Source organism: Cellulomonas oligotrophica (genome assembly GCF_013409875.1).
GTDB classification, from domain to species: Bacteria; Actinomycetota; Actinomycetes; order Actinomycetales; family Cellulomonadaceae; genus Cellulomonas; species Cellulomonas oligotrophica.
The window spans coordinates 3388497-3408759 of sequence record NZ_JACCBK010000001.1; the positions used below are offsets into that span (position 1 = coordinate 3388497).

Genomic DNA, 20263 nt, shown 5'->3' on the forward strand with positions numbered 1-20263 from the left:
CCGCCGTGGCGGCCGCACGCCCGTAGACTCGGCCGACGTGGCCCTCACCATCGGCATCGTCGGACTGCCCAACGTCGGCAAGTCCACCCTCTTCAACGCGCTGACCCGTGCGCAGGTCCTCGCGGCGAACTACCCGTTCGCCACGATCGAGCCGAACGTGGGCGTCGTGCCGCTGCCCGACCCGCGCCTGGCGACGCTCGCGGGGATCTTCGGCTCCGAGCGGATCCTGCCCGCCACGGTGTCGTTCGTCGACATCGCCGGCATCGTCAAGGGCGCCAGCGAGGGCGAGGGGATGGGCAACCAGTTCCTCGCGAACATCCGTGAGGCCGAGGCGATCTGCGTGGTCACCCGTGCGTTCGCCGACCCCGACGTCGTGCACGTCGACGGGCGCGTCTCGCCGAAGGACGACATCGAGACCATCCACACCGAGCTCGTCCTGGCCGACCTGCAGACCCTCGAGAAGGCCGTGCCGCGCCTGGAGAAGGAGGTGCGCGCCAAGAAGGCCGACGCCGCCCTGCTCACGGCCGCGCAGCAGGCCCTCGCCCTCCTGGAGCAGGGCACGACCCTCTTCCAGGGCGCCGCCGCCGCGGGCCTCGACCTGGCCGAGCTCGCGCCGCTGCAGCTGATGACGACCAAGCCGTTCATCTACGTCTTCAACACCGACGACGACGGCCTGGCCGACACCGCGATGCAGGACGATCTGCGCGCGCACGTCGCCCCCGCGGACGCCGTGTTCCTCGACGCGAAGTTCGAGTCCGAGCTCGTCGAGCTCGAGCCCGACGAGGCCCGCGAGATGCTCGAGGACAACGGCCAGACCGAGGCGGGCCTGGACCAGCTCGCCCGCGTCGGCTTCCACACCCTCGGCCTGCAGACCTACCTGACCGCCGGTCCCAAGGAGTCGCGCGCCTGGACGATCCACCAGGGCTGGACGGCCCCGCAGGCCGCGGGCGTCATCCACACGGACTTCCAGAAGGGCTTCATCAAGGCGGAGGTCATCTCGTTCGCCGACCTCGTCGAGGCCGGGTCCGTGGCCGCGGCCCGCGCCGCCGGCAAGGCCCGCATCGAGGGCAAGGACTACGTGATGGTCGACGGCGACGTCGTGGAGTTCCGCTTCAACGTCTGACCGCGTCAACGCCGGGAGCGGCGGGATCGTCGCGGGGGCGCGCATGTGGTGTGGATCTGCATGCAATCCGCACCTATCATGCATGCATGGTGGCGCTCCAGATCCGTGATGTACCCGACTCCGTCCGTGACGCCCTCGTCGAGCGTGCCCGGGCCAACGGGCAGAGCCTCCAGTCGTACCTGCGCGAGGTCGTGCTCCGCGAGGCAGCCTTCGCGGGCAACGTCGCGATCCTCGACGGCGTCGCCGGCTGGAACCGGGGGTCGGGGGCGACCCTCGACGACGTGCTGACCGCCCGCGACGAGGAGAGGGCGGGGTCGGCCGGGTGATCGTCGTCGACGCGTCCGTCATGGCGCTGGTCTTCGCCGACCCCGACGAGGACCCACGTGTCCTCGCGGCCCATCGTGCCCTCCGTCAGGACCCGGCGTGGGCAGTCCCGGAGCACTGGCGCACCGAGGTGCTCAGCGCCCTGCGCGGGCTGTGGCGAGGCGGCAAGATCGACGCCACCCGGGCGGACCGCGCCGTCGCCGCACTCGCGCAGGTGACGGTCGCGGTGACACCGACCGGGCCGCACCTGCGCAGGATGTGGGAGCTGCGGTCGAACCTGTCGATGTACGACGCCGCCTACGTCGCCGTCGCCGAGGCGCACGCGGTCACCCTCGTCACGGCGGACGCGCGGATCGCTCGGGCCGGGGTCGCCCGGTGCCCGGTCCAGGTGGTCGCGTGACGGGTCGCCCGAACCTGCTGGTCCCCGCGCGCGCGTGGGTGGCGCGGGTCACCATGGGGCCATGACGACGCTCACGGGGCAGCAGATCGCGGACGCACGCCTGACGGGGTGGGTGAACCTCGGGGACGGGCTGCGCACGCGGGTACGGACCGGCGACTTCGCGACGGGGCTCGCGCTCGTGGAGGCGATCGGCGCCGTGGCGGAGGAGGTGCAGCACCACCCCGACCTCGACCTGCGCTACGGGCACCTGGACGTGCGGCTGGTCAGCCACGACGCCGGCGGGGTCACCTCGCGGGACGTCTCGCTGGCACGGGCGGTCGGCGATCTCGCGGCGCGGATGGGGGCCGAGCTGGACGGTGCGGCCGTGCAGCGGTTCGACCTGGCGCTCGACACCCCCGACCGGGGGAGCGTGCAGCCCTTCTGGCGGGCCCTGCTCGGGTACGAGGACACCCCGGGCCAGGACGACGAGGTGCGGGACACGGCCGGCGGGCTGCCCGCGGTCTGGTTCCAGGAGTCCGGGAGCGGCGAGCCGCGGCAGCGCTGGCACCTGGACGTGTGGATCGACCCGTCCTCGGTGGCCGGGCGCGTCGAGGCGGCCACCGCTGCCGGGGGGACGCTCGTCGACGACACCGCGGCGCCGTCGTTCTGGGTGCTGGCCGACCCGGAGGGGAACCGTTCGTGCCTGTGCACGTGGCAGTCTCGCGACCCGGGGGCCGACGGCCCGGCGAGCTGAGCAGCGCATACCACAGATCGCCCTCGGGCGGGCGGCGGTGGGTCCGGTTCGGCCCCTGCGTCGTCTGTGTCGGCCATGTTTCACCTCGGTTACCGCCCGGTACGTCTCGCATGGTGGACGGTACTCACCAGTATCGATCAGGTAACGATCACCCGCTGCCGTCGACCGTGTTGGTTCTGCCCGCTCCCGCGCGGCTAGGTTGGCCCCAACTCACGGCGGGCGAGCATGCTCCCGGCACCTGGCTGCGCGCACCTGCGTGCGCCCGGGCCCCGGCGGTCGTCGCCCTCCACCGTCACAGGAGGAACCTTGAAGATCAGGCGAATCAGCGCCGCGACCGCCGCCCTCGCGGCTGGCGCCCTCGTGATCTCCGCATGCTCCGGCCCGGACACGGCGTCGGAGATCGAGGAGGACACCGCGGTCAACGTCGGGTGGAACCAGCCGTTCTACTCGCAGAACAACCTGACGTCGACCGGCAACGCGACCACCAACGCGAACGTCATCTACCTGACGAACGCGGCGTTCAACTACTACGACGGTGACCTCGCGCTCCAGCAGTTCTCGGACGTCGGCACGTACGAGAAGGTCTCCGACGACCCGCTGACGGTGAAGTACACGATCAACGAGGGCGTGACCTGGTCCGACGGCACCGCCGTCGACGCGGCCGACATGATCCTCTACTGGGGCCCGCAGAACGACGCCTTCGACAACGTCGAGCCCGAGTACGACGAAGAGGGCAACATCACCAACCAGGACGCGATCGACGCGGGCGTCTACTTCGACGGCTCCTCCGTCGCGATGACCCTGGTCGAGGAGGCCCCCGAGGTCTCCGACGACGGCCAGTCGGTCACGCTGGTCTACAGCGAGCCCCGCTCCGACTGGGAGATCTCCTTCCAGCCGTCGCCCGTCGCCGCGCACGCGGTCGCCAAGCGTGCCCTCGGCATCGAGGACGCCGCGGAGGGCAAGCAGGCCATCATCGACGCCTTCGCGAACAACGACACCGAGGCGCTGTCGAAGATCTCGAAGGTCTGGAACGAGGACTTCAACTTCACGTCGCTGCCCGAGGACGAGGAGCTCTACCTCTCGTCCGGCGCCTACGTGATGTCGGAGTACGTCGAGAACCAGTACATGACGCTCACGGCGCGCGAGGACTACACCTGGGGCCCCAAGCCCAAGGTCGAGTCGATCACGATCCGCTACAGCGAGGACCCGCTGGCCTCCGTCACCGCCCTGCAGAACGGTGAGGTCGACCTCATCCAGCCGCAGTCGTCGGTGGACGTCATCGAGACCCTCGAGGGCCTGACGGACTCGGGCATCACGTACGAGGCGGCCCCCGAGGGCACGTTCGAGCACGTCGACCTGATCATGAACAACGGCGGCCCGTTCGACCCGGCCACCTACGGCGGCGACGCCGAGACGGCCCGTCTGGTCCGCGAGGCGTTCCTCAAGGCGGTCCCGCGCGACGAGATCATCGAGAAGCTCATCGCGCCGCTGCAGGAGGACGCCACGACGCGTGACTCCTTCACCGTGGTCCCCGGCTCGCCGGCGTACGACGACGTCGTGGCCAACAACGGCTCCGACGCCTTCGACGAGGTCGACATCGACGGCGCCAAGGCGCTCCTCGAGGAGGCCGGCGTGGAGACGCCGATCGACGTGCGCTTCCTCTACGGCAAGTCGAACGTCCGCCGCGCCAACGAGTACCAGCTCATCGCGGCCTCGGTCGAGCAGGTCGGCTTCAACCTGATCGACGGCGGCGACGACAACTGGGGCTCGCTGCTCACGCAGACGGACACCTACGACGCGTCGCTCTTCGGCTGGCAGTCCACCAACACCTTCGCCCTGAACTCCGAGGCGAACTACGTCACCGGTGGTCTGAACAACTTCGGCGGGTACTCCAACCCCGACGTCGACCAGTGGTACAAGGACATGGCCACGGCGGACGCCGAGACCGAGCAGCAGCTGACGACCGACATCGAGTCGCAGCTGTACGAGGACGCCTTCGGCATCCCGATCTTCCAGTTCCCCGGCGTCGTGGCCCACCGCGAGGTCCTGTCGGGCGTGTCGACGATCCCGCTGTCGCCGACCATCTTCTGGAACTACTGGGAGTGGGAGATCGCGGCCGCTGACGTGCTCGACGGCCCCACGGCGACCGAGGCTCCGGCCGAGGACACCGAGGAGTGACGCACCAGCAGTAGCCACACGGCACGGGGGTGCCGCGGTCGTCACCGGCCGCGGCACCCCCGCCGTGTGAGCGCACGTCCTCGACGCGCCCCGGCACCCGCAGTACCACAAGGCGGGCGGGAGCCCCGTGACCCCTGACCGCAGGGAGCGCGCCGGCGCGGTCGTAGACTCGACCCCCTCATCGCCCTCGCACCCCTGAGGTCTGGATCCATGACCACCTCCGAGAAGGAGCTCGCCGCGGCGAGCCCTGACGCGGTCGCACCGTCGACCGGCGCCGCCCCGCGGCGCCGCCGGCTGGGCGACCGCGCGCCGATGCTCACCTTCATCGGCCGACGACTGCTGTCGTCCGGTGTCGTGCTGCTCGGCGCGACGTTCATCGTCTACATGCTGCTCGCGTACGCCCTCGACCCCCTCGAGGACCTCTACGCCAGCACAGCCCCCAACAAGGAGCAGCTGATCGAGGCGCGCGTGCGCGCGCTCGACCTCGACACCCCGCCCGCGATCCGCTACCTCAAGTGGCTGCTGGGCGTGCTCGGCTACCTCGTCGGACGCGGCACCCTGGGCACCAGCTGGATCACCGGCCAGGACGTCACCCACATGCTCGCCGTCGCGATCCCCTCGACGGTGCAGCTGATCGCCATGTCCACCGTGCTCGCGATCGTGCTCGGCATCTCCGTCGGCATCGCGTCGGCCCTGCGCCAGTACACGGGCTTCGACTACTCGGTGACGTTCCTGTCGTTCGTGCTGTACTCGCTGCCGTCCTTCTGGGTCGCGGTGCTGCTCAAGCTCTGGGGCGCGATCGGATTCAACGACTTCCTCGCCGACCCCACGCTGCAGTGGTGGACGATCGCCGGGATCGGTCTGGTCGGCGGCCTGGTGTTCCAGGTGCTCGTCGGCGGCGACCTGCGCCGACGGCTCTCGACCTTCCTGCTCGCCACGCTCGCGACCGCGGCGGTGCTCTGGGGCGTCACCGCGACCGGCTGGCTCCTCGACCCGCGACTCGGGCAGATCGGCATCGCGGTGCTGGGCGGCGGTGCGGCCGTGGGCCTCACGGCGCTGACCACCGGGCTGCGCGACCGTCGTGCGCTGTACACGTCGCTGACCGTCGTCGCGATCGGCGTCGTGCTGTGGTTCCCGCTGCAGTACGTGTTCGTCGGTGCGACCGGCCTGCTGATCCTCGGCCTCGCGGTCGTCGCGATCGGCGTCGGTCTGCTCGTCGGCTGGCTCTTCGGCGGTCCCGACCGCGGGCAGCAGATGCGCAACGGTGCGCTCACCGCGGTCGTCGTCGCGATCCTCATCTTCACCGACCGCGTCATGCAGGTGTGGGAGGCCTACTCGAACTCCAGCCGCATCAACGGCCGGCCGATCGCGACCATCGGGTCGCAGACGCCGGGGCTGTCGGGCGACTTCTGGGTCTCGACCCTCGACACGTTCACGCACCTGCTGCTGCCGACGCTGGCGCTGATCCTCATCTCGTTCGCGTCGTACACGCGGTACTCGCGGGCGAGCCTGCTCGAGGTCATGAACCAGGACTACATCCGCACCGCGCGGTCCAAGGGCCTGCCCGAGCGGCTGGTGACGATGCGGCACGCCTTCCGCAACGCGCTCATCCCGCTCGCGACGATCATCCCGCTGGACCTCGCTGCGCTGTTCGGCGGCGCCATCATCACCGAGCGCATCTTCGGCTGGAGCGGCATGGGGACCCTGTTCCTCAAGTCCCTGCAGACGTCCGACGCCGACCCGATCATGGGGTACTTCCTCGTCATCGGCTCGATGCTCGTGCTCGCCAACATCGTCGTCGACTTCGTCTACGCCGGGCTCGACCCGAGGATCAGGGTGAACGCATGACCTCCCCCGCCCCCATCTCCCCGCAGAACCTCGACGGGCAGCACCACGACGCCGTCGAGAACGCGATCGAGCTCAAGGACGTCGAGGGCCTCTCGCAGGGTCGGATCGTGGTGCGGCGCTTCCTGCGGCACCGCGGTGCCATGGTCGCGGCGTTCGTGCTCACGGCGGTCGTCCTGCTCGCCTACACGTCCATCGGCGTCGGTCCGCTGCCCGGCTGGTGGAAGTACCAGCCGAACGACCTGTCGCCGATCGTCAACGCGGGCGGTGCGCCCACGCTGTCGTTCTCGGGCGGGCTGACGGTCGGCGAGCACCCGCTCGGCCAGGACAACGTCGGTCGCGACGTGTTCGCGCTCGTGATGCGCGGCACGCAGACGTCGCTGCTCGTGATGTTCATCGTCGGGATCCTGTCCTCGGCGATCGGCATCGCCGTGGGTGCCGTCGCGGGCTACTTCCGCGGGCGCCTGGACAACGTGATCATGCGTTTCACCGACATGATCATCACGATCCCGGTCATCATGATCGGCGCGATCCTCGGCCGCTGGGTCGGGGGCGCCACGCCCGTGATCCTGGCGATCGCCCTGTCCCTGGTCACGTGGACGACGATGGCCCGGCTCGTGCGCGGGGAGTTCCTCGCGCTGCGCGAGCGGGAGTTCGTCGACGCCGCCCGCGTCGCCGGCGCCAGCGACGTGCGGATCATGTTCAAGCACATCCTGCCGAACGCGATCGGCGTCATGATCGTCAACGCGACGCTGCTCATGGCCTCGGCGATCCTGCTGGAGACCGCCCTGAGCTACCTCGGGTTCGGCATCAGCTTCCCGAACACGTCGCTCGGCACGCTCATCAACGACTACCAGTCGGCGTTCGCGACGCGACCGTGGCTGTTCTGGTGGCCGGGCCTGTTCATCGTGACCATCGCCCTGTGCATCAACTTCCTGGGCGACGGCCTGCGGGACGCGTTCGACCCGCGTCAGCGGCGGATCCCGACGCGTCGTGCCCTGGCCCGTGCTGACCGTCGCGCTGCCAAGGCCCGTCCGGCGACCGCGACGGTCTGAGACCGTGCCGCTCGTGACCTCCCGCGCGTCAGCGCGTGAGTCCGACCACCGCGAGGGCCAGCAGGACCCCCGCGGCGACCAGCGTCCCGACGTGCCAGCGCACGACGGGCGTCGGGCGCTCGAGCCGCGGGTCGTCCAGCACGCCGGCCTCGACCAGCTGCTCCCAGCGGCGGCGCACGACCAGCGCCGCCGCACCGGAGTCCGTGCCGGCCAGGTCGCCGGCGCGGACCCCGCCACCGGTGCCGTAGGTGCTGGACGGCAGGTGCGCGTAGTCCTCGGGCCGCGCGCGCCCCGTCCGCACGGCGCTCGGTGCGGGCGCGGCCCACGCGGCGTAGGTGCCGTAGGGGGTCTGCAGGGCCAGCGCGTACCGGGTCTCGACCGCCTCCACGGCGGTCCAGGGCACCTCGACGGTGCGGGTCACGTTGACCAGCTCCACACCGGCCGGCGTCACCACGACGGCGGGGCGCCAGTACGCGGCCCACGCGCCGAGGCCCGCCAGGGCCAGCACGGGCAGCCAGGGGAGGGTCGCCGCGACGTCCGCGACGAGCCCGCTCACGGCCCCGGCCGTGCACAGCACGACGACCACCACAGCCAGAGCACGACCGAAACCCGGTCGGACCACGACGACCTCCGCATCCATGCGGCCATCGTCCCAGACCCCTCACGCCGGCAGGACCGGCGCGACGGCCTCGCCGCAGGCGCGCGCCGCACGGAAGGAGACGCTCGACCGTGAGCACCGACACCCTCGCCCCCACCCCGGGCGCACCGACGGCCACGCCGATCCTGGAGGTCCGCGACCTCACGGTCGAGTTCTTCGTCGACGGGGAGTGGTACCCCGCCGCCGTCGACGTCTCCTACGACGTCCGGCCCGGCGAGGTCCTGGCCATCGTCGGCGAGTCCGGCTCCGGCAAGACGCAGTCGTCGATGTCCCTCATCGGCCTGCTGCCGCAGAACGGCCGCTCGACGGGCTCGGCCCGGCTGGCCGGCACCGAGCTGCTCGGCCTGTCCCACAAGCAGCTCTCGCACGTGCGCGGCAACGACGTCGCCGTGATCTTCCAGGAGCCCATGACGGCCCTGAACCCGGTCTACACGGTCGGGTTCCAGATCGTCGAGACGCTGCGCACGCACTTCTCCATCGGGCCGAAGGAGGCCAAGGAGCGCGCGGTCGAGCTGCTGCGCATGGTCGACCTGCCCGACCCGGAGACGTCGGTCGACAAGTACCCGCACCAGCTCTCGGGCGGCCAGCGTCAGCGCGCGATGATCGCGCAGGCCCTCGCGTGCGACCCGAAGCTGCTCATCGCCGACGAGCCGACCACCGCGCTCGACGTCACGGTGCAGGCCGAGATCCTCAAGCTCATGCGGGACCTGCGCTCGCGCATCGACTCCGGCATCGTCCTCATCACCCACGACATGGGCGTCGTCGCCGACCTCGCCGACCGCGTGCTGGTGATGAAGAACGGCCGGATCGTCGAGCAGGGCACCGCGGAGCAGATCTTCAACGCCCCGACGCACCCGTACACGATCGAGCTCCTCGACGCCGTGCCGCACCTGGGCTCCTCGAAGGCCGCCGCCCCCGGCGGGCACGCCGACGCCCACGCGCACGTGGCGGACGTGGCGGCCCCGGCGGCGGCGACCGCCCAGGGCTTCGCGCTCGAGGCCACGGGTCTGGCCATCGAGTACCCGGCCCGGGGGCGGATGCCGGCGTTCCGTGCGGTGAGCGACCTCGAGCTGCACATCCGGCGCGGCGAGGTGCTCGGCCTCGTCGGCGAGTCGGGCTCGGGCAAGACGACCGTCGGCCGCGCCGCGGTGGGCCTGCTGCCCGTCGCCGCGGGCTCGCTGAAGATCAACGGCGTCGAGATGAACGGCATCTCCCGCAAGGCGCTGCGCGAGGTGCGCCAGGACGTGTCGATCGTGTTCCAGGACCCGGGCTCCTCGCTGAACCCGCGCCTGCCGATCGGGGAGTCCATCGGCGAGCCGCTGAAGCTGCACAAGGTCGCCGAGGGCAAGGCCCTGAGCAACCGGGTCGAGGAGCTGCTGGACGCGGTCAACCTGCCGCGGGCCATGCGCAACCGCTACCCGCACGAGCTGTCCGGCGGTCAGCGCCAGCGTGTCGGCATCGCCCGCGCGCTCGCCCTCTCGCCGCAGCTGCTCATCGCCGACGAGCCCACGTCGGCGCTGGACGTGTCGGTGCAGGCCCGCGTCCTGGACCTGTTCCAGGCGCTGCAGCGCGAGTACGGCTTCGCGTGCCTGTTCATCAGCCACGACCTCGCGGTCGTCGAGATCCTGTCGAGCCGGATCGCGGTGCTGAACAAGGGTCGGCTCGTCGAGGTCGGCGACCGCCAGCAGATCCTGCGCGAGCCGCAGGAGGACTACACGCGTCGCCTGCTCGCCGCGGTGCCCGTGCCGAACCCCGCGGAGCAGCGTGTGCGCCGCGAGGAGCGGGACCGCCTGATCGCCGGCGGCGGCGACGGCACCGCACCCCGCCCCGCGGCGGCCGCCCCGGCCGCGCCCGCGGCCGGCGAGGACGTCCCCCGGGTCTGACGACCGGTCCGACGACGGCCCCGGCGGGCATCCGACCGCCGGGGCCGTCGCACGTCCACGTCCGGTCGGGCGAGGTTCGTCGGCGTGGCGACCCGGCGCCGTCCCCGCGCGCCCCGCGCGCGGGACGAGGCTCCCGTGGCATCGTCCCGTGCGGCGGGCCACAGCGGTGGCCGTGACGCCCGGCGGCAGGGTCCGGGCGCGGCCGACGGAACGGGGGCCGGTGTGGACGTGCGCGGACGGACGGTGCGCGGGGCTGCCGCGGCCGGGGCGGTGCTGCTGGCGCTGGTGGCGTGCACGTCGACGGAGCCGGAGCACGACCGGGCGGACGACGTCGTGGTCGCGGTCGGCTCGCCCTTCCTCTCGCTGAACGCGGGCACCGCGGCCGGGCTCGCACCCGGCAGCACGCTCGTGCGCGGGCTCGTCCAGTCCGGGTTCACGTCCCTCGAGGAGGACGGCAGCGTCGTCGCCGACCCCTCGTTCGGCACGGTCGAGGTCGTCGACGACGAGCCGTTCACCGTCCGCTACACCATCGCCGAGACGGCGCGGTGGTCGGACGGCGTGCCGGTGACCCCCGCGGACCTGCTGCTGGAGTGGGCCGCCCGCTCGGGCCAGCTCGACGAGGTGGTGCCCGAGATCGGCGCGGACGGCCTGCCCGTCGACCCGGCGGCCCTCGACGACGTCGTCGCCTTCGCGGCCACCTCGCCCGCGCTCGTGCACGCCACGGCCGTGCCGCGCGTCGACGGCGCCACCGTCACCGTCGTGCACGACCGCCGTGTCGCGGACTGGCAGGTCGCCCTGGACGTCAACCTCCCCGCGCACGTCGTGGGCAGGCTCGCGCTCGACCCCGCCGCGCAGACGACGGACGACCCCGCGCCGACGGGTGCGGGCACCGTGCCGCCGACCGACGGCCCGACCCCCGGCGCCACCGCCACGGGGGCTGCGCCGGGCGGAACCGCGACGGGCGCCCCGGCCACGACCGAGCCTGCGCCGGGCGCCGACCCCACCGCGGTCGCCGCCGACGCCGCCCGGTGGGCCGGGGCCGTGCAGACCGCGGTCGAGGAGCAGGACCGTGACGCCCTCGTCGACGTGGCGCGCGTCTGGCGCGCGGCCGGCACGGCGGGCGACGTCGCCACCGACCCCGTGCTGACGACGACGACCGGACCGTACGTGCTCGCGCAGGTGGACGACGACGGGGTGCTGGCCGTCCCCAACGACGCCTACGCGGGCGCCGCACCGGCCGCGTACGCGAGCGTGCGGGTCCGGACCGACCTGGACCCGCTCGCGCAGGTCGACGCGGTGTCCGAGGGCGGCGTCGACGTCGCGGCGCCGTTGAGCACCGGCGACGTGCTCGCGGCCGCGGCGCAGGTCGAGGGGGCCACGGTGCTCACGGGCGGGGACGCCGTGCTGCAGCTCGTGCTCCAGGAGGGCGGGGGAGGGGTGTTCGACGCCGCGGCCTCCTCCGCAGGGCAGGCGACCGCCGCGCGGGCCGCGTTCGTCGCCACGGTCCCCCGCGAGGAGGTCGTCACGCGGGCGGCGGAGCCGCTCTGGGGTGACGCGACGGTCTCGGACGAGGTCCTCGCCGAGGTCGCCCTCGGCCCGCTCCCGTCGGGAGAGGGCACGGCGGCGACGGCCGCGCCGACGGCTGCCGCCCCGACCGGCACCGCGACGGCGACGCAGGCGCCGACCGCTCCCGGGGCCGACGGGCTCGTGGTGCGCCTCCTCGCCAACACCGACGACCCGGTCCGCGCCGAGGCGCTCGAGGTCGTCACCTCGGCGGCCGCGGACGCGGGCATCGAGGTCGTCGTGGCCGAGGTCGAGGACCCTGCGGCGGCCCTGCGCACCGAGCCCGAGGCCTGGGACGCGGCGCTCGTCCCCGTCGCGCAGGAGGCGCTCGGGGTCTCCGCGGCCGTGGCGCGCTGGCGCACGGACGGTGCGACGAACGTCACGGGCCACGCGGACGACGCCCTCGACGAGGCGGTCGACGCCCTCGACCGGGCGGTCGACGCGGACGCGCGGGCCGACGCGCTCGGAGCGGTGGCCGAGGGGCTGCGCGCCTCCGGCGCGGTGCTGCCGCTGGTCCGCACGCCGGCGCTCACGCTCGTGCGCGACAGCCCGGTCGCGGGCCTGCCGACGCCCGCCGGGGTGCCGCTGCTGCCGCCCGCCCGGGCCGACCTCACGTCGTGGTGGGGGTGGGTGCGCGGCTGACGCCGGGACCGGCCTGGACGGGGCGGGTAGGATCTGTCGGTGGCGCCGTCGCCGGCGCGTCCCCCACCCCCTCGTGAAGTGAGTACCCGTATGCCCGCCACCGACCAGGCGGCCGCCGTTCGCGGCGACCTGCGCAACGTCGCGATCGTCGCGCACGTCGACCACGGCAAGACCACCCTCGTCGACGCCATGCTCTGGCAGTCGGGCGCGTTCGGCGCGCACGACCACATCGACGAGCGGGCGATGGACTCGGGTGACCTCGAGCGCGAGAAGGGCATCACGATCCTCGCGAAGAACACCGCGGTCCGGTACTCCGGCCCGTCGGCCGCGGCGATCGGCCAGCCCGAGGGCGTGACGATCAACGTCATCGACACCCCCGGGCACGCGGACTTCGGCGGCGAGGTGGAGCGCGGGCTGTCGATGGTGGACGGCGTCGTGCTGCTCGTCGACGCGTCGGAGGGCCCGCTGCCGCAGACGCGGTTCGTGCTGCGCAAGGCCCTCGCGGCCAAGCTGCCCGTGATCCTCGTGGTCAACAAGGTCGACCGGCCGGACGCGCGCATCGAGGAGGTCGTGCACGAGGCGACCGACCTGCTGCTCGGCCTGGCGTCGGACCTGCACGAGGACGTGCCGGACCTCGACCTCGACGCGATCCTCGACGTCCCCGTCGTGTACGCCGCGGCGAAGGTCGGCCGGGCGTCGCTGGAGCAGCCCGCCGACGGCGGCCTGCCCGACAGCCCGGACCTCGAGCCGCTGTTCAAGACGATCCTCGAGAAGATCCCCGCCCCGACGTACGACCCGGCGGCGCCGCTGCAGGCCCACGTGACGAACCTGGACGCGTCGCCGTTCCTCGGGCGTCTGGCGCTGCTGCGCATCCACAACGGCACCCTGCGCAAGGGGCAGACCGTCGCGTGGGCGCGCCAGGACGGCTCGCTCCAGAACGTGCGGATCACCGAGCTGCTGGAGACGAAGGCCCTCGAGCGCGTCCCCACGGACTCCGCCGCGCCGGGCGACATCGTCGCCGTCGCCGGCATCGAGGACATCACCATCGGCGAGACCCTCACCGACCCGGACGACCCGCGGCCGCTGCCGCTCATCACGGTCGACGACCCGGCGATCTCGATGACGATCGGCATCAACACGAGCCCGCTGGCCGGCAAGGGCGGCAAGGGCCACAAGGTCACGGCCCGCCAGGTCAAGGACCGCCTCGACCGTGAGCTCATCGGCAACGTGTCGCTGCGCGTGCTGCCCACCGAGCGTCCCGACGCGTGGGAGGTGCAGGGCCGCGGCGAGCTGGCGCTGGCGATCCTCGTCGAGCAGATGCGCCGCGAGGGCTTCGAGCTGACCGTCGGCAAGCCGCAGGTCGTCACCAAGAAGGTCGACGGCAAGGTGCACGAGCCCGTCGAGCGCATGACGATCGACGTCCCCGAGGAGTACCTCGGTGCGGTGACCCAGCTCCTCGCGCAGCGCAAGGGGCGCATGGAGACCATGTCGAACCACGGCACGGGCTGGGTCCGGATGGAGTTCCTCGTGCCCGCGCGCGGCCTCATCGGCTTCCGCACGCGCTTCCTCACCGACACGCGCGGCACGGGCATCGCCTCGTCGATCTCCGAGGGCCACGAGCCCTGGGCGGGCCCGATCGAGACACGGGTCAACGGCTCGCTGGTCGCGGACCGTGCGGGCGCCGCGACGCCGTTCGCCATGCTCAACCTGCAGGACCGCGGCACGTTCTTCGTGGAGCCGACGTCCGAGGTGTACGAGGGCATGGTCGTCGGCGAGAACGCGCGCAACGAGGACATGGACGTCAACATCACCAAGGAGAAGAAGCTCAACAACATCCGGTCGTCGACGTCGGAGTCGTTCGAGAACCTCGTGCCGCCGCGCAGGCTCACGCTCGAGGAGTCGCTGGAGTTCGCGCGCGAGGACGAGTGCGTCGAGGTGACGCCGCAGGTCGTGCGCATCCGCAAGGTGGTGCTCGACCAGACCGAGCGCGCCCGGCAGACGGCGCGCAACAAGAAGGCGTGACGGGCGGGCTGCTCGCCGTCCACGCCCACCCGGACGACGAGACGCTCGCCACGGGCGCGCTGCTCGCCACGTGGGCGGCGTCCGGCGCGCCCGTCACGGTGGTCACGGCCACCCGTGGCGAGCGCGGCGAGGTCATCGGCGAGCAGCTCGCGCACCTCGAGGGCGACGGTCCGGCCCTCGCGGCGCACCGGGAGCGGGAGCTGGCGGGCGCCCTCGCGGCGCTCGGCGTCCGCGACCACGTGTTCCTCGACCAGGTCGCGCCGCACGGCTCGGGCGCCCGGCTGGAGGACTCGGGCATGGCCTGGGTCGCGTCCGGCCGGGCGGGTGCCGCGGACGACGTCCCGCCCGGCGCGTTCGTCCGCGCGCCCGTCGACGACGCCGTGCGGGCCCTGGCGCGCGTGCTGCGCGACCGGCGTCCCGCCGTCGTCGCGACGTACGAGCCGGGCGGGGGGTACGGCCACCCCGACCACGTGCGCGTGCACGACGTGACGGTGCGCGCCGTGGCGGAGGCGGCGGCCGACGGGGACGACAGGCACGGACCGCACGTCGTCGACGTCGTGCTGTGGTCCGTCCAGGGCGAGTCCGGCCTGCGGGCGGCCCGCGCCGCGCTGGGCCGTGCGCCGGTGCCCGGTGCGGACCTGGCGCTGCCCGGCGCCGACGACCCCCTGCCCTCGGTCGCGGTGCCCGACGCCGACGTCGACCTGCACGTCGACGTGCTGCCCGTGCGCCCCCGCGTGCTGGCGGCGCTGCGTGCGCACGCCACCCAGGTCCAGGCCGTCGCGGCCCTCGACGAGGCCACCCACGTGGGCGTCTACGCGCTCAGCAACGGCGTCCTCGCGCCCGTCCTGCCGTCGGAGCAGTACCGCGTCGCGGACGCGCCCGCCGGTGCGGCCGGGCCCGCGGGCGTCGCGTGGCCCGCCGGGGTCCGGCGGGTAGCCTGACGCGGTGCAACCTCAGCCCCTGACCGTGGCCGCGTTCGGCCGTGCGGCCGGTGCCTTCGCGCTCGGGCTCGGCGTCGGCGCCCTCGGCACCGTGATGCACCGGGCCGTGCCGCCCTGGGGGCTCGTGCTGTCCCTGGCGCTCGTGCTCGTGGCCGCGCTGACCAGCCGCGCCTGGGGGCGCTGGCCCACGTTCGTCGGGTTCGCCGGCGGGCTCTTCCTGGCGGTCCAGACGCTGACGTCGGGCGGTCCCGGCGGCGACGTCCTCGTGCCGGGGACGGACGCCTGGGGCTGGGGGTGGGTGCTCGGCGCGATCGCGCTGTGCGCCGTCCCGGCCGTGCTGCCGCGCCGGCTCTTCGTCGACCCGCCCGTCGACGCCGCCGACCCCGCCACGGTCGGCACGGACCCGGCCGCGCCGACGACCGCCGGCGGGGCCCTGGACGAGCGGTGAGCGGACCCGTCGACGTCGACGCGTTCCGCACGGCCGTCGGCCGCCTCGCCTCCGGCGTCGTCGTGGTCACCGCGCTCGTGCGGGGCGCCGCGCACGCCATGACGGCGAGCTCCGTCGCGTCGGTCTCGCTCGACCCCGCGCTGCTGCTGTTCTGCGTGCACCGCGACGCCCGCTTCCGCGACCTGCTCGACGACGTCGACGGCTGGGCGGTCTCCGTGCTGGCCGACACCCAGGCGGACGTCGCGGACTGGCTGGCCTCGCCCGGCCGGCCCGTCGTCGGGCAGCTCGACCGCGTCCCGCACCGCGCCGCGCCCGTGTCGGGGGCCCCGTGGGTCGACGGTGCCGCGGCGTGGTTCGACTGCCGCACCGTGGCCGTGCACGAGGCGGGCGACCACGACGTGGTGATCGGCGAGGTGCTCGCCGTGGTGCAGGGGGAGCCCGCGCTCGGCGGGCTGGTGCACCTGCGGGGGCGCGTCCGCGGCCTGCGCTGAGCGGGGTCCGTCGGGCGGGTCGCGTGGACGTGCGGTGACGATCGGGTCACGAGGTCCGGGACGGCCCCGGCGACGAGGCTTCCGCACGTAGAATCGCCCGGGCGCAGCGGACGCGCCGCAGGGAGCACCCTCGGGGGATCGATGACGCAGGGCACAGGCACGCCGGCCGGGCAGCACACGCACGAGGGCGGCGTCGAGCCCCCGGCCGACGGCACGGACGGCGTGGTCGCGGAGGCGGCCGAGGAGCGTGGCGACGCGGAGACGGTCGTCGAGCAGCCCGCCGACGGGTCGGGTGCGGACGGCGGTGAGCCCACGACCGCCGACGCCGATGCCGCGCCCGCCGGCACGAGCCCCGCCGAGGCGCAGCCGGCGGCCGCCGAGGAGCCGCCCGCGCCCGCCCCGCAGGCTCCCGCGCCCGCCGACGCGACGCCTGCCGCGGCCGGGCCGTCCCCGGCGCCCGCGGTCGAGACGTCTGAGCCCGTCGACGTGCCGCCGGCGCCTGCCGGCCCTGCGCCCGTGGACGCCCAGCCGGTCGAGCCGCGGGAGGCGTCGTCGCCCTCCGCGCCCGCCTCGTCGTCGCCCTCGGTGGTGGCGTCGGAGCCGGCCGTCGCGGGCCCCGCAGCACCACCCGCCGCCCCTGCGGCGGCGGGCCCGCGTGCGGACGAGAGCAGCGCCCCGACGCAGACGACCTCCGCGGCGCAGACGCCCTCCGCGACGGATGCGCCCCCCGCCGCGGAGACCCCGGCGCCGGCCATGGGGTCGCCCGAGGCCTCGGACGGAGCGCGACCCTCCGCCCGCCCGCCCGCCCGCCCGGCCGGTCGGGTGCTCGGCAGCCCGCGCCCGCTCGCCCCACCGCCGGTCGATCCCGGGTCGAGCTGGCCGACGTGGGAGGACGTGGCGATCACCACGACCCCCGCGGACGCGGCGCCCGTGCCGGACGCCCCCGACACGCCCGCGCCCGGGGTGCCGCAGACGCCGCCAGCCGCGACCCCGCCCGCCGCGACGACACCTGTGGTGCCGCCGGTCGTGGCGCGGCCGGACGCGCCGCCCGCTGCCACCGCGCCGCCTGCTGCCACCACGCCGCCTGCTGCGACCCCGCCTGCTGCGACCCCGCCTGCTGCGACCCCGCCTGCTGCGACCCCGCCTGCTGCGCCCCCGTCTGCCTCGGCCGCAGTGCGTGGCGCGCCCGCCGCGCCGGTGGCGCTCACGTCCGGCGGGCTCTCGGCGCTCGCCCAGGCCGCGCTCACGTCGTCCTTCTCCGGCCGCCCTGCGGCCTCGGACGGTGACAGCCCGGCCCCGGGGCAGCCCGCGGATCAGGCCGTGACGGCCGCGCCGACCACCGGCGACCAGGCTCCTGCTGCCTCCGGGACCGGACCTGCGGCGAGCGCTGCCGACGGACCTGCGCCGACGGCAGCGCCCGCGCCCACGGCAGGGCCCGCGCGGACGGCAGGGCCCGCGCCGACGGCAGCGCCCGCGCCGACCGCGGTCCCCGGTCCGGCGGCTCCCGGCCCTGCCGCCGCGTCCGCTGCCCCGGCCCGGACGGCAGCGCCCGCCGCCACGCCCGTCGCTCCGGCCGCCGCCGCGGCTGCCGCAGCCGCAGCCGCCGCGACGGTCACGCCCCCGGGCACGGGCGCACCGCAGGCGGGCGCCGCGGCGCCGTCCGTCCCTGCGCCACCCGCCACGAGGGCGCCCGCGCCCCCGGCGGCCGTGCCACCGCCCGCGGCACCTCCTGCGGCCGTGCCGCCGTCCGCGGCGCCTCCGGCCGCCGCCGGGCCGGTGCTCGCGGGGCAGCCCGCCGACGAGGACGACTCGACCCGGGCGATCCCGGTGCTCGCCGCCGCGGCGGCCGCTGCCGCCACTGCGGGCACGGCGACCGGGCCGGAGGCGGACCCGACGGAGCGCCAGGATGCCGGGACGGCCTCCGAGCGCTCCGCCGAGCAGCACGACGGGCAGGCGGACGACGGCGAGGACGACTCGACGCGCGCGGTCCCGACGGTGCTCGCGGGCGTTGCGGCGGCACCGGCTGCGCCCGCCCCTGCGGAGGAGACCGTCCCGGCCCAGCCTGTCGACGCCGACGCGGGTACCGCTGCTGGTCCGTCGACGGCTGCGGTCGTCGCACCGGTGCCGGCACCCGGACCGTCGGAGGTGGCCGGACCGGAGGACCCGTCGCCGCTCGACGTCTTCGAGCCGGACGACGGACGGCGTCGCTGGCCCCGCGTCCTGGCGGTGGTCGGCGGCACGGTGCTGGTCCTGGGCGGCGTGTACGCGGGTGCGTCGTACGCGCTCGGCGACACGGTCCCGCGCGGCGCCACCGTCGCTGGCGTCGAGATCGGCGGCATGGCGGGCGCCGAGGCCGTGACCGCCCTGACCGACGGTCTCGCGGACCGGACGGGCGAGGCGGTGCCGGTCGTCGCGCAGGACGCGCAGGCCGAGCTCGACCCGGTCGCCGCGGGCCTGACGTTCGACCCGGAGGCGACGGTCGACGGCCTGACGGGCGTCGACCTGGCCCAGCCGGTGCGGCTGTGGGAGCACCTGGTGGGCGTCGGCGACGTCACGCCCGTGACCCAGGTCGACGACGAGGCGCTCGACGCGGCCCTCGACGGGCTGTCGGAGACGGTGCGGCTGGCGCCGGTCGACGGGACGGTCGTGTTCGCGGACGGTGCGGCGCACATGACCGACGCGGTCGACGGCTGGGAGCTCGACCTCGACGCGGCGGCCACCACGGTCCGTGACGAGTGGCTGTCGGGGGAGCGCCCGCTGTCGCTGCCGACGGTCGTCACGGAGCCCGACATCACGCAGGCCGAGACGGAGCGGGTGCTCGACGAGATCGCGGAGAGGCTCGCGGCGGCACCGGTCACGGTGCAGGTCGGCGACCGGCAGGCCACGCTCGACGTCGCGACGATCACCGCGAACACCGCCTTCGTGCCGGAGGAGGGCGAGCTCGTCGCCCAGCTCGACGGCGAGGCGCTGGGTGCGAAGGTCCTCGAGCAGCTGCCCGACCTGCTGACCCCGGCGTCGGACGCGCACTTCGAGTTCCAGGACGGCGCGCCGGTGATCGTGCCGGGTGCGGCGGGCACGAGCATCGACCCCGCGCAGCTCGCGGACTCCGTGGTCGCCGCCGCGACGGCCGACGACCGGGCCGCGCGCATCGAGCTCGTCGAGACGGACCCGGCGCAGACGACGGAGGCCCTGGAGGCCCTCGGCGTGAAGGAGGTCGTCTCGGAGTTCTCCACACCGCTGACGAGCGAGCCGCGCCGCACGCAGAACATCGCGAACGGTGCCGCGAACATCTCGGGCACGCTGGTCAAGCCGGGCGAGACGTTCAGCCTGACGGAGGCGCTCGGGCCGGTCGACGGCGCGCACGGGTACGTGCAGGCGGGCGCGATCATCAACGGCGAGCACCGGGACGCGTGGGGCGGCGGCCTGTCGCAGATCTCCACGACGACGTTCAACGCGGCGTACTTCGCCGGTTTCGAGGACGTCGAGCACCAGCCGCACAGCGAGTGGTTCCAGCGCTACCCCGAGGGGCGCGAGGCCACGATCTTCACCGGTGTCATCGACATGAGGTGGAAGAACAACACCCCGTACGGCGCGCTGGTGCAGGCCTGGGTCGCGGACGGGCGGGTGCACGTGCAGATCTGGGGCACGAAGCACTTCACGGTCGAGACCGAGAAGAGCGGCCGGTCGGGCGTGGTGCAGCCGTCGACCGTGTACTCGCAGTCGGCGACGTGCGAGCCGCAGAGCGCGGGGAACCCGGGCTTCACGGTGACGAACACCCGCCGGGTGTACCTCGAGGGCGAGCTGGTGGACACGACGTCGACGACGTGGCGCTACAAGCCGCAGAACCGCGTGGTGTGCGGCAGCGCGCCGGCGGCGGGTGCGCCCGAGGGCTGACCGGGGTCGTCCCGGGAGGGCGGTCGTGGCGCTGCCGCGACCGCCCTCCGTGCTGTCGGGGTG

The 20263-nt window shown here is 74.3% G+C and carries 15 protein-coding genes; 14 read left to right on the forward strand and 1 reads right to left on the reverse strand.

Annotated features, from left to right (window positions below; genetic code table 11):
- Positions 1-37: 37 nt before the first annotated feature.
- From ychF to BKA21_RS15500, 7 genes are all read left to right on the forward strand, one after another.
- Positions 38-1123 carry a redox-regulated ATPase YchF gene (ychF, locus tag BKA21_RS15470; protein ID WP_140459851.1) on the forward strand — a complete coding sequence of 362 codons (1086 nt, stop codon included), beginning with the start codon at positions 38-40 and terminating at the stop codon, positions 1121-1123.
- An 86-nt stretch (positions 1124-1209) separates the two neighbouring features.
- A complete protein-coding gene (locus BKA21_RS15475) occupies positions 1210-1449 on the forward strand; it encodes a FitA-like ribbon-helix-helix domain-containing protein (protein ID WP_140459852.1) in 240 nt (79 codons plus the stop codon).
- Entirely contained in the window at positions 1446-1847 is a 402-nt protein-coding gene (locus BKA21_RS15480; RefSeq protein WP_140459853.1) for a type II toxin-antitoxin system VapC family toxin, read from the forward strand. The genes BKA21_RS15475 and BKA21_RS15480 overlap by 4 nt, the downstream gene beginning before the upstream one ends.
- A 61-nt stretch (positions 1848-1908) precedes the next feature.
- Positions 1909-2580, forward strand: coding sequence for a 4a-hydroxytetrahydrobiopterin dehydratase (locus BKA21_RS15485; protein WP_140459854.1), 672 nt, complete (start codon positions 1909-1911; stop codon positions 2578-2580).
- Between the two features lie 306 nt (positions 2581-2886).
- Positions 2887-4758, forward strand: coding sequence for an ABC transporter family substrate-binding protein (locus BKA21_RS15490; protein ID WP_140459855.1), 1872 nt, complete (start codon positions 2887-2889; stop codon positions 4756-4758).
- A gap of 312 nt (positions 4759-5070) precedes the next feature.
- Positions 5071-6606, forward strand: coding sequence for an ABC transporter permease (locus BKA21_RS15495; protein WP_140459973.1), 1536 nt, complete (start codon positions 5071-5073; stop codon positions 6604-6606).
- On the forward strand, positions 6603-7658 hold the full coding sequence (locus BKA21_RS15500; RefSeq protein WP_140459856.1) for an ABC transporter permease: 1056 nt from the start codon (positions 6603-6605) through the stop codon (positions 7656-7658). Before BKA21_RS15495 ends, BKA21_RS15500 begins: the two co-directional genes overlap by 4 nt.
- A 28-nt stretch (positions 7659-7686) precedes the next feature.
- Here the strand turns inward: BKA21_RS15500 and BKA21_RS15505 are convergent, their stop codons facing one another.
- A complete protein-coding gene (locus BKA21_RS15505) occupies positions 7687-8298 on the reverse strand; it encodes a PH domain-containing protein (RefSeq protein ID WP_140459857.1) in 612 nt (203 codons plus the stop codon).
- An 89-nt stretch (positions 8299-8387) separates the two neighbouring features.
- On the opposite strand from BKA21_RS15505, the gene BKA21_RS15510 reads away from it, so the two are divergent.
- The 7 genes from BKA21_RS15510 to BKA21_RS15540 all read left to right on the forward strand — a co-directional run bounded on the left by BKA21_RS15510 (position 8388) and on the right by BKA21_RS15540 (position 20200).
- Complete coding sequence (locus BKA21_RS15510) at positions 8388-10199, forward strand: ABC transporter ATP-binding protein (RefSeq protein ID WP_140459858.1); 1812 nt, start codon at positions 8388-8390, stop codon at positions 10197-10199.
- 228 nt (positions 10200-10427) lie between these two features.
- The gene (locus BKA21_RS15515; protein ID WP_170209071.1) at positions 10428-12404 is read left to right on the forward strand and encodes an ABC transporter substrate-binding protein; all 1977 of its coding nucleotides are present in this window, start codon (positions 10428-10430) and stop codon (positions 12402-12404) included.
- 90 nt (positions 12405-12494) lie between these two features.
- Entirely contained in the window at positions 12495-14426 is a 1932-nt protein-coding gene (gene typA / locus BKA21_RS15520; RefSeq protein ID WP_140459860.1) for a translational GTPase TypA, read from the forward strand.
- Positions 14423-15367 (forward strand): PIG-L family deacetylase, encoded by a 945-nt coding sequence (locus tag BKA21_RS15525; protein WP_140459861.1) that lies wholly within the window; start codon positions 14423-14425, stop codon positions 15365-15367. The genes typA and BKA21_RS15525 overlap by 4 nt, the downstream gene beginning before the upstream one ends.
- A gap of 4 nt (positions 15368-15371) precedes the next feature.
- A complete protein-coding gene (locus BKA21_RS20275; protein WP_140459862.1) occupies positions 15372-15815 on the forward strand; it encodes a hypothetical protein in 444 nt (147 codons plus the stop codon).
- Positions 15812-16306 (forward strand): flavin reductase family protein, encoded by a 495-nt coding sequence (locus BKA21_RS15535; RefSeq protein WP_140459863.1) that lies wholly within the window; start codon positions 15812-15814, stop codon positions 16304-16306. The genes BKA21_RS20275 and BKA21_RS15535 overlap by 4 nt, the downstream gene beginning before the upstream one ends.
- A gap of 1737 nt (positions 16307-18043) precedes the next feature.
- On the forward strand, positions 18044-20200 hold the full coding sequence (locus BKA21_RS15540) for a VanW family protein (protein ID WP_179625391.1): 2157 nt from the start codon (positions 18044-18046) through the stop codon (positions 20198-20200).
- The last annotated feature ends 63 nt before the right edge of the window (positions 20201-20263 follow it).

Coding starts and splice junctions, on each gene's coding strand:
- BKA21_RS15495 (WP_140459973.1), top strand. CDS start 5,071: ATGCTCACCTTCATCGGCCGACGACTGCTGTCGTCCGGTGTCGTGCTG.
- BKA21_RS15500 (WP_140459856.1), top strand. CDS start 6,603: ATGACCTCCCCCGCCCCCATCTCCCCGCAGAACCTCGACGGGCAGCAC.
- BKA21_RS15475 (WP_140459852.1), top strand. CDS start 1,210: ATGGTGGCGCTCCAGATCCGTGATGTACCCGACTCCGTCCGTGACGCC.
- typA (WP_140459860.1), top strand. CDS start 12,495: ATGCCCGCCACCGACCAGGCGGCCGCCGTTCGCGGCGACCTGCGCAAC.
- BKA21_RS15485 (WP_140459854.1), top strand. CDS start 1,909: ATGACGACGCTCACGGGGCAGCAGATCGCGGACGCACGCCTGACGGGG.
- BKA21_RS15505 (WP_140459857.1), bottom strand. CDS start 8,298: ATGGATGCGGAGGTCGTCGTGGTCCGACCGGGTTTCGGTCGTGCTCTG.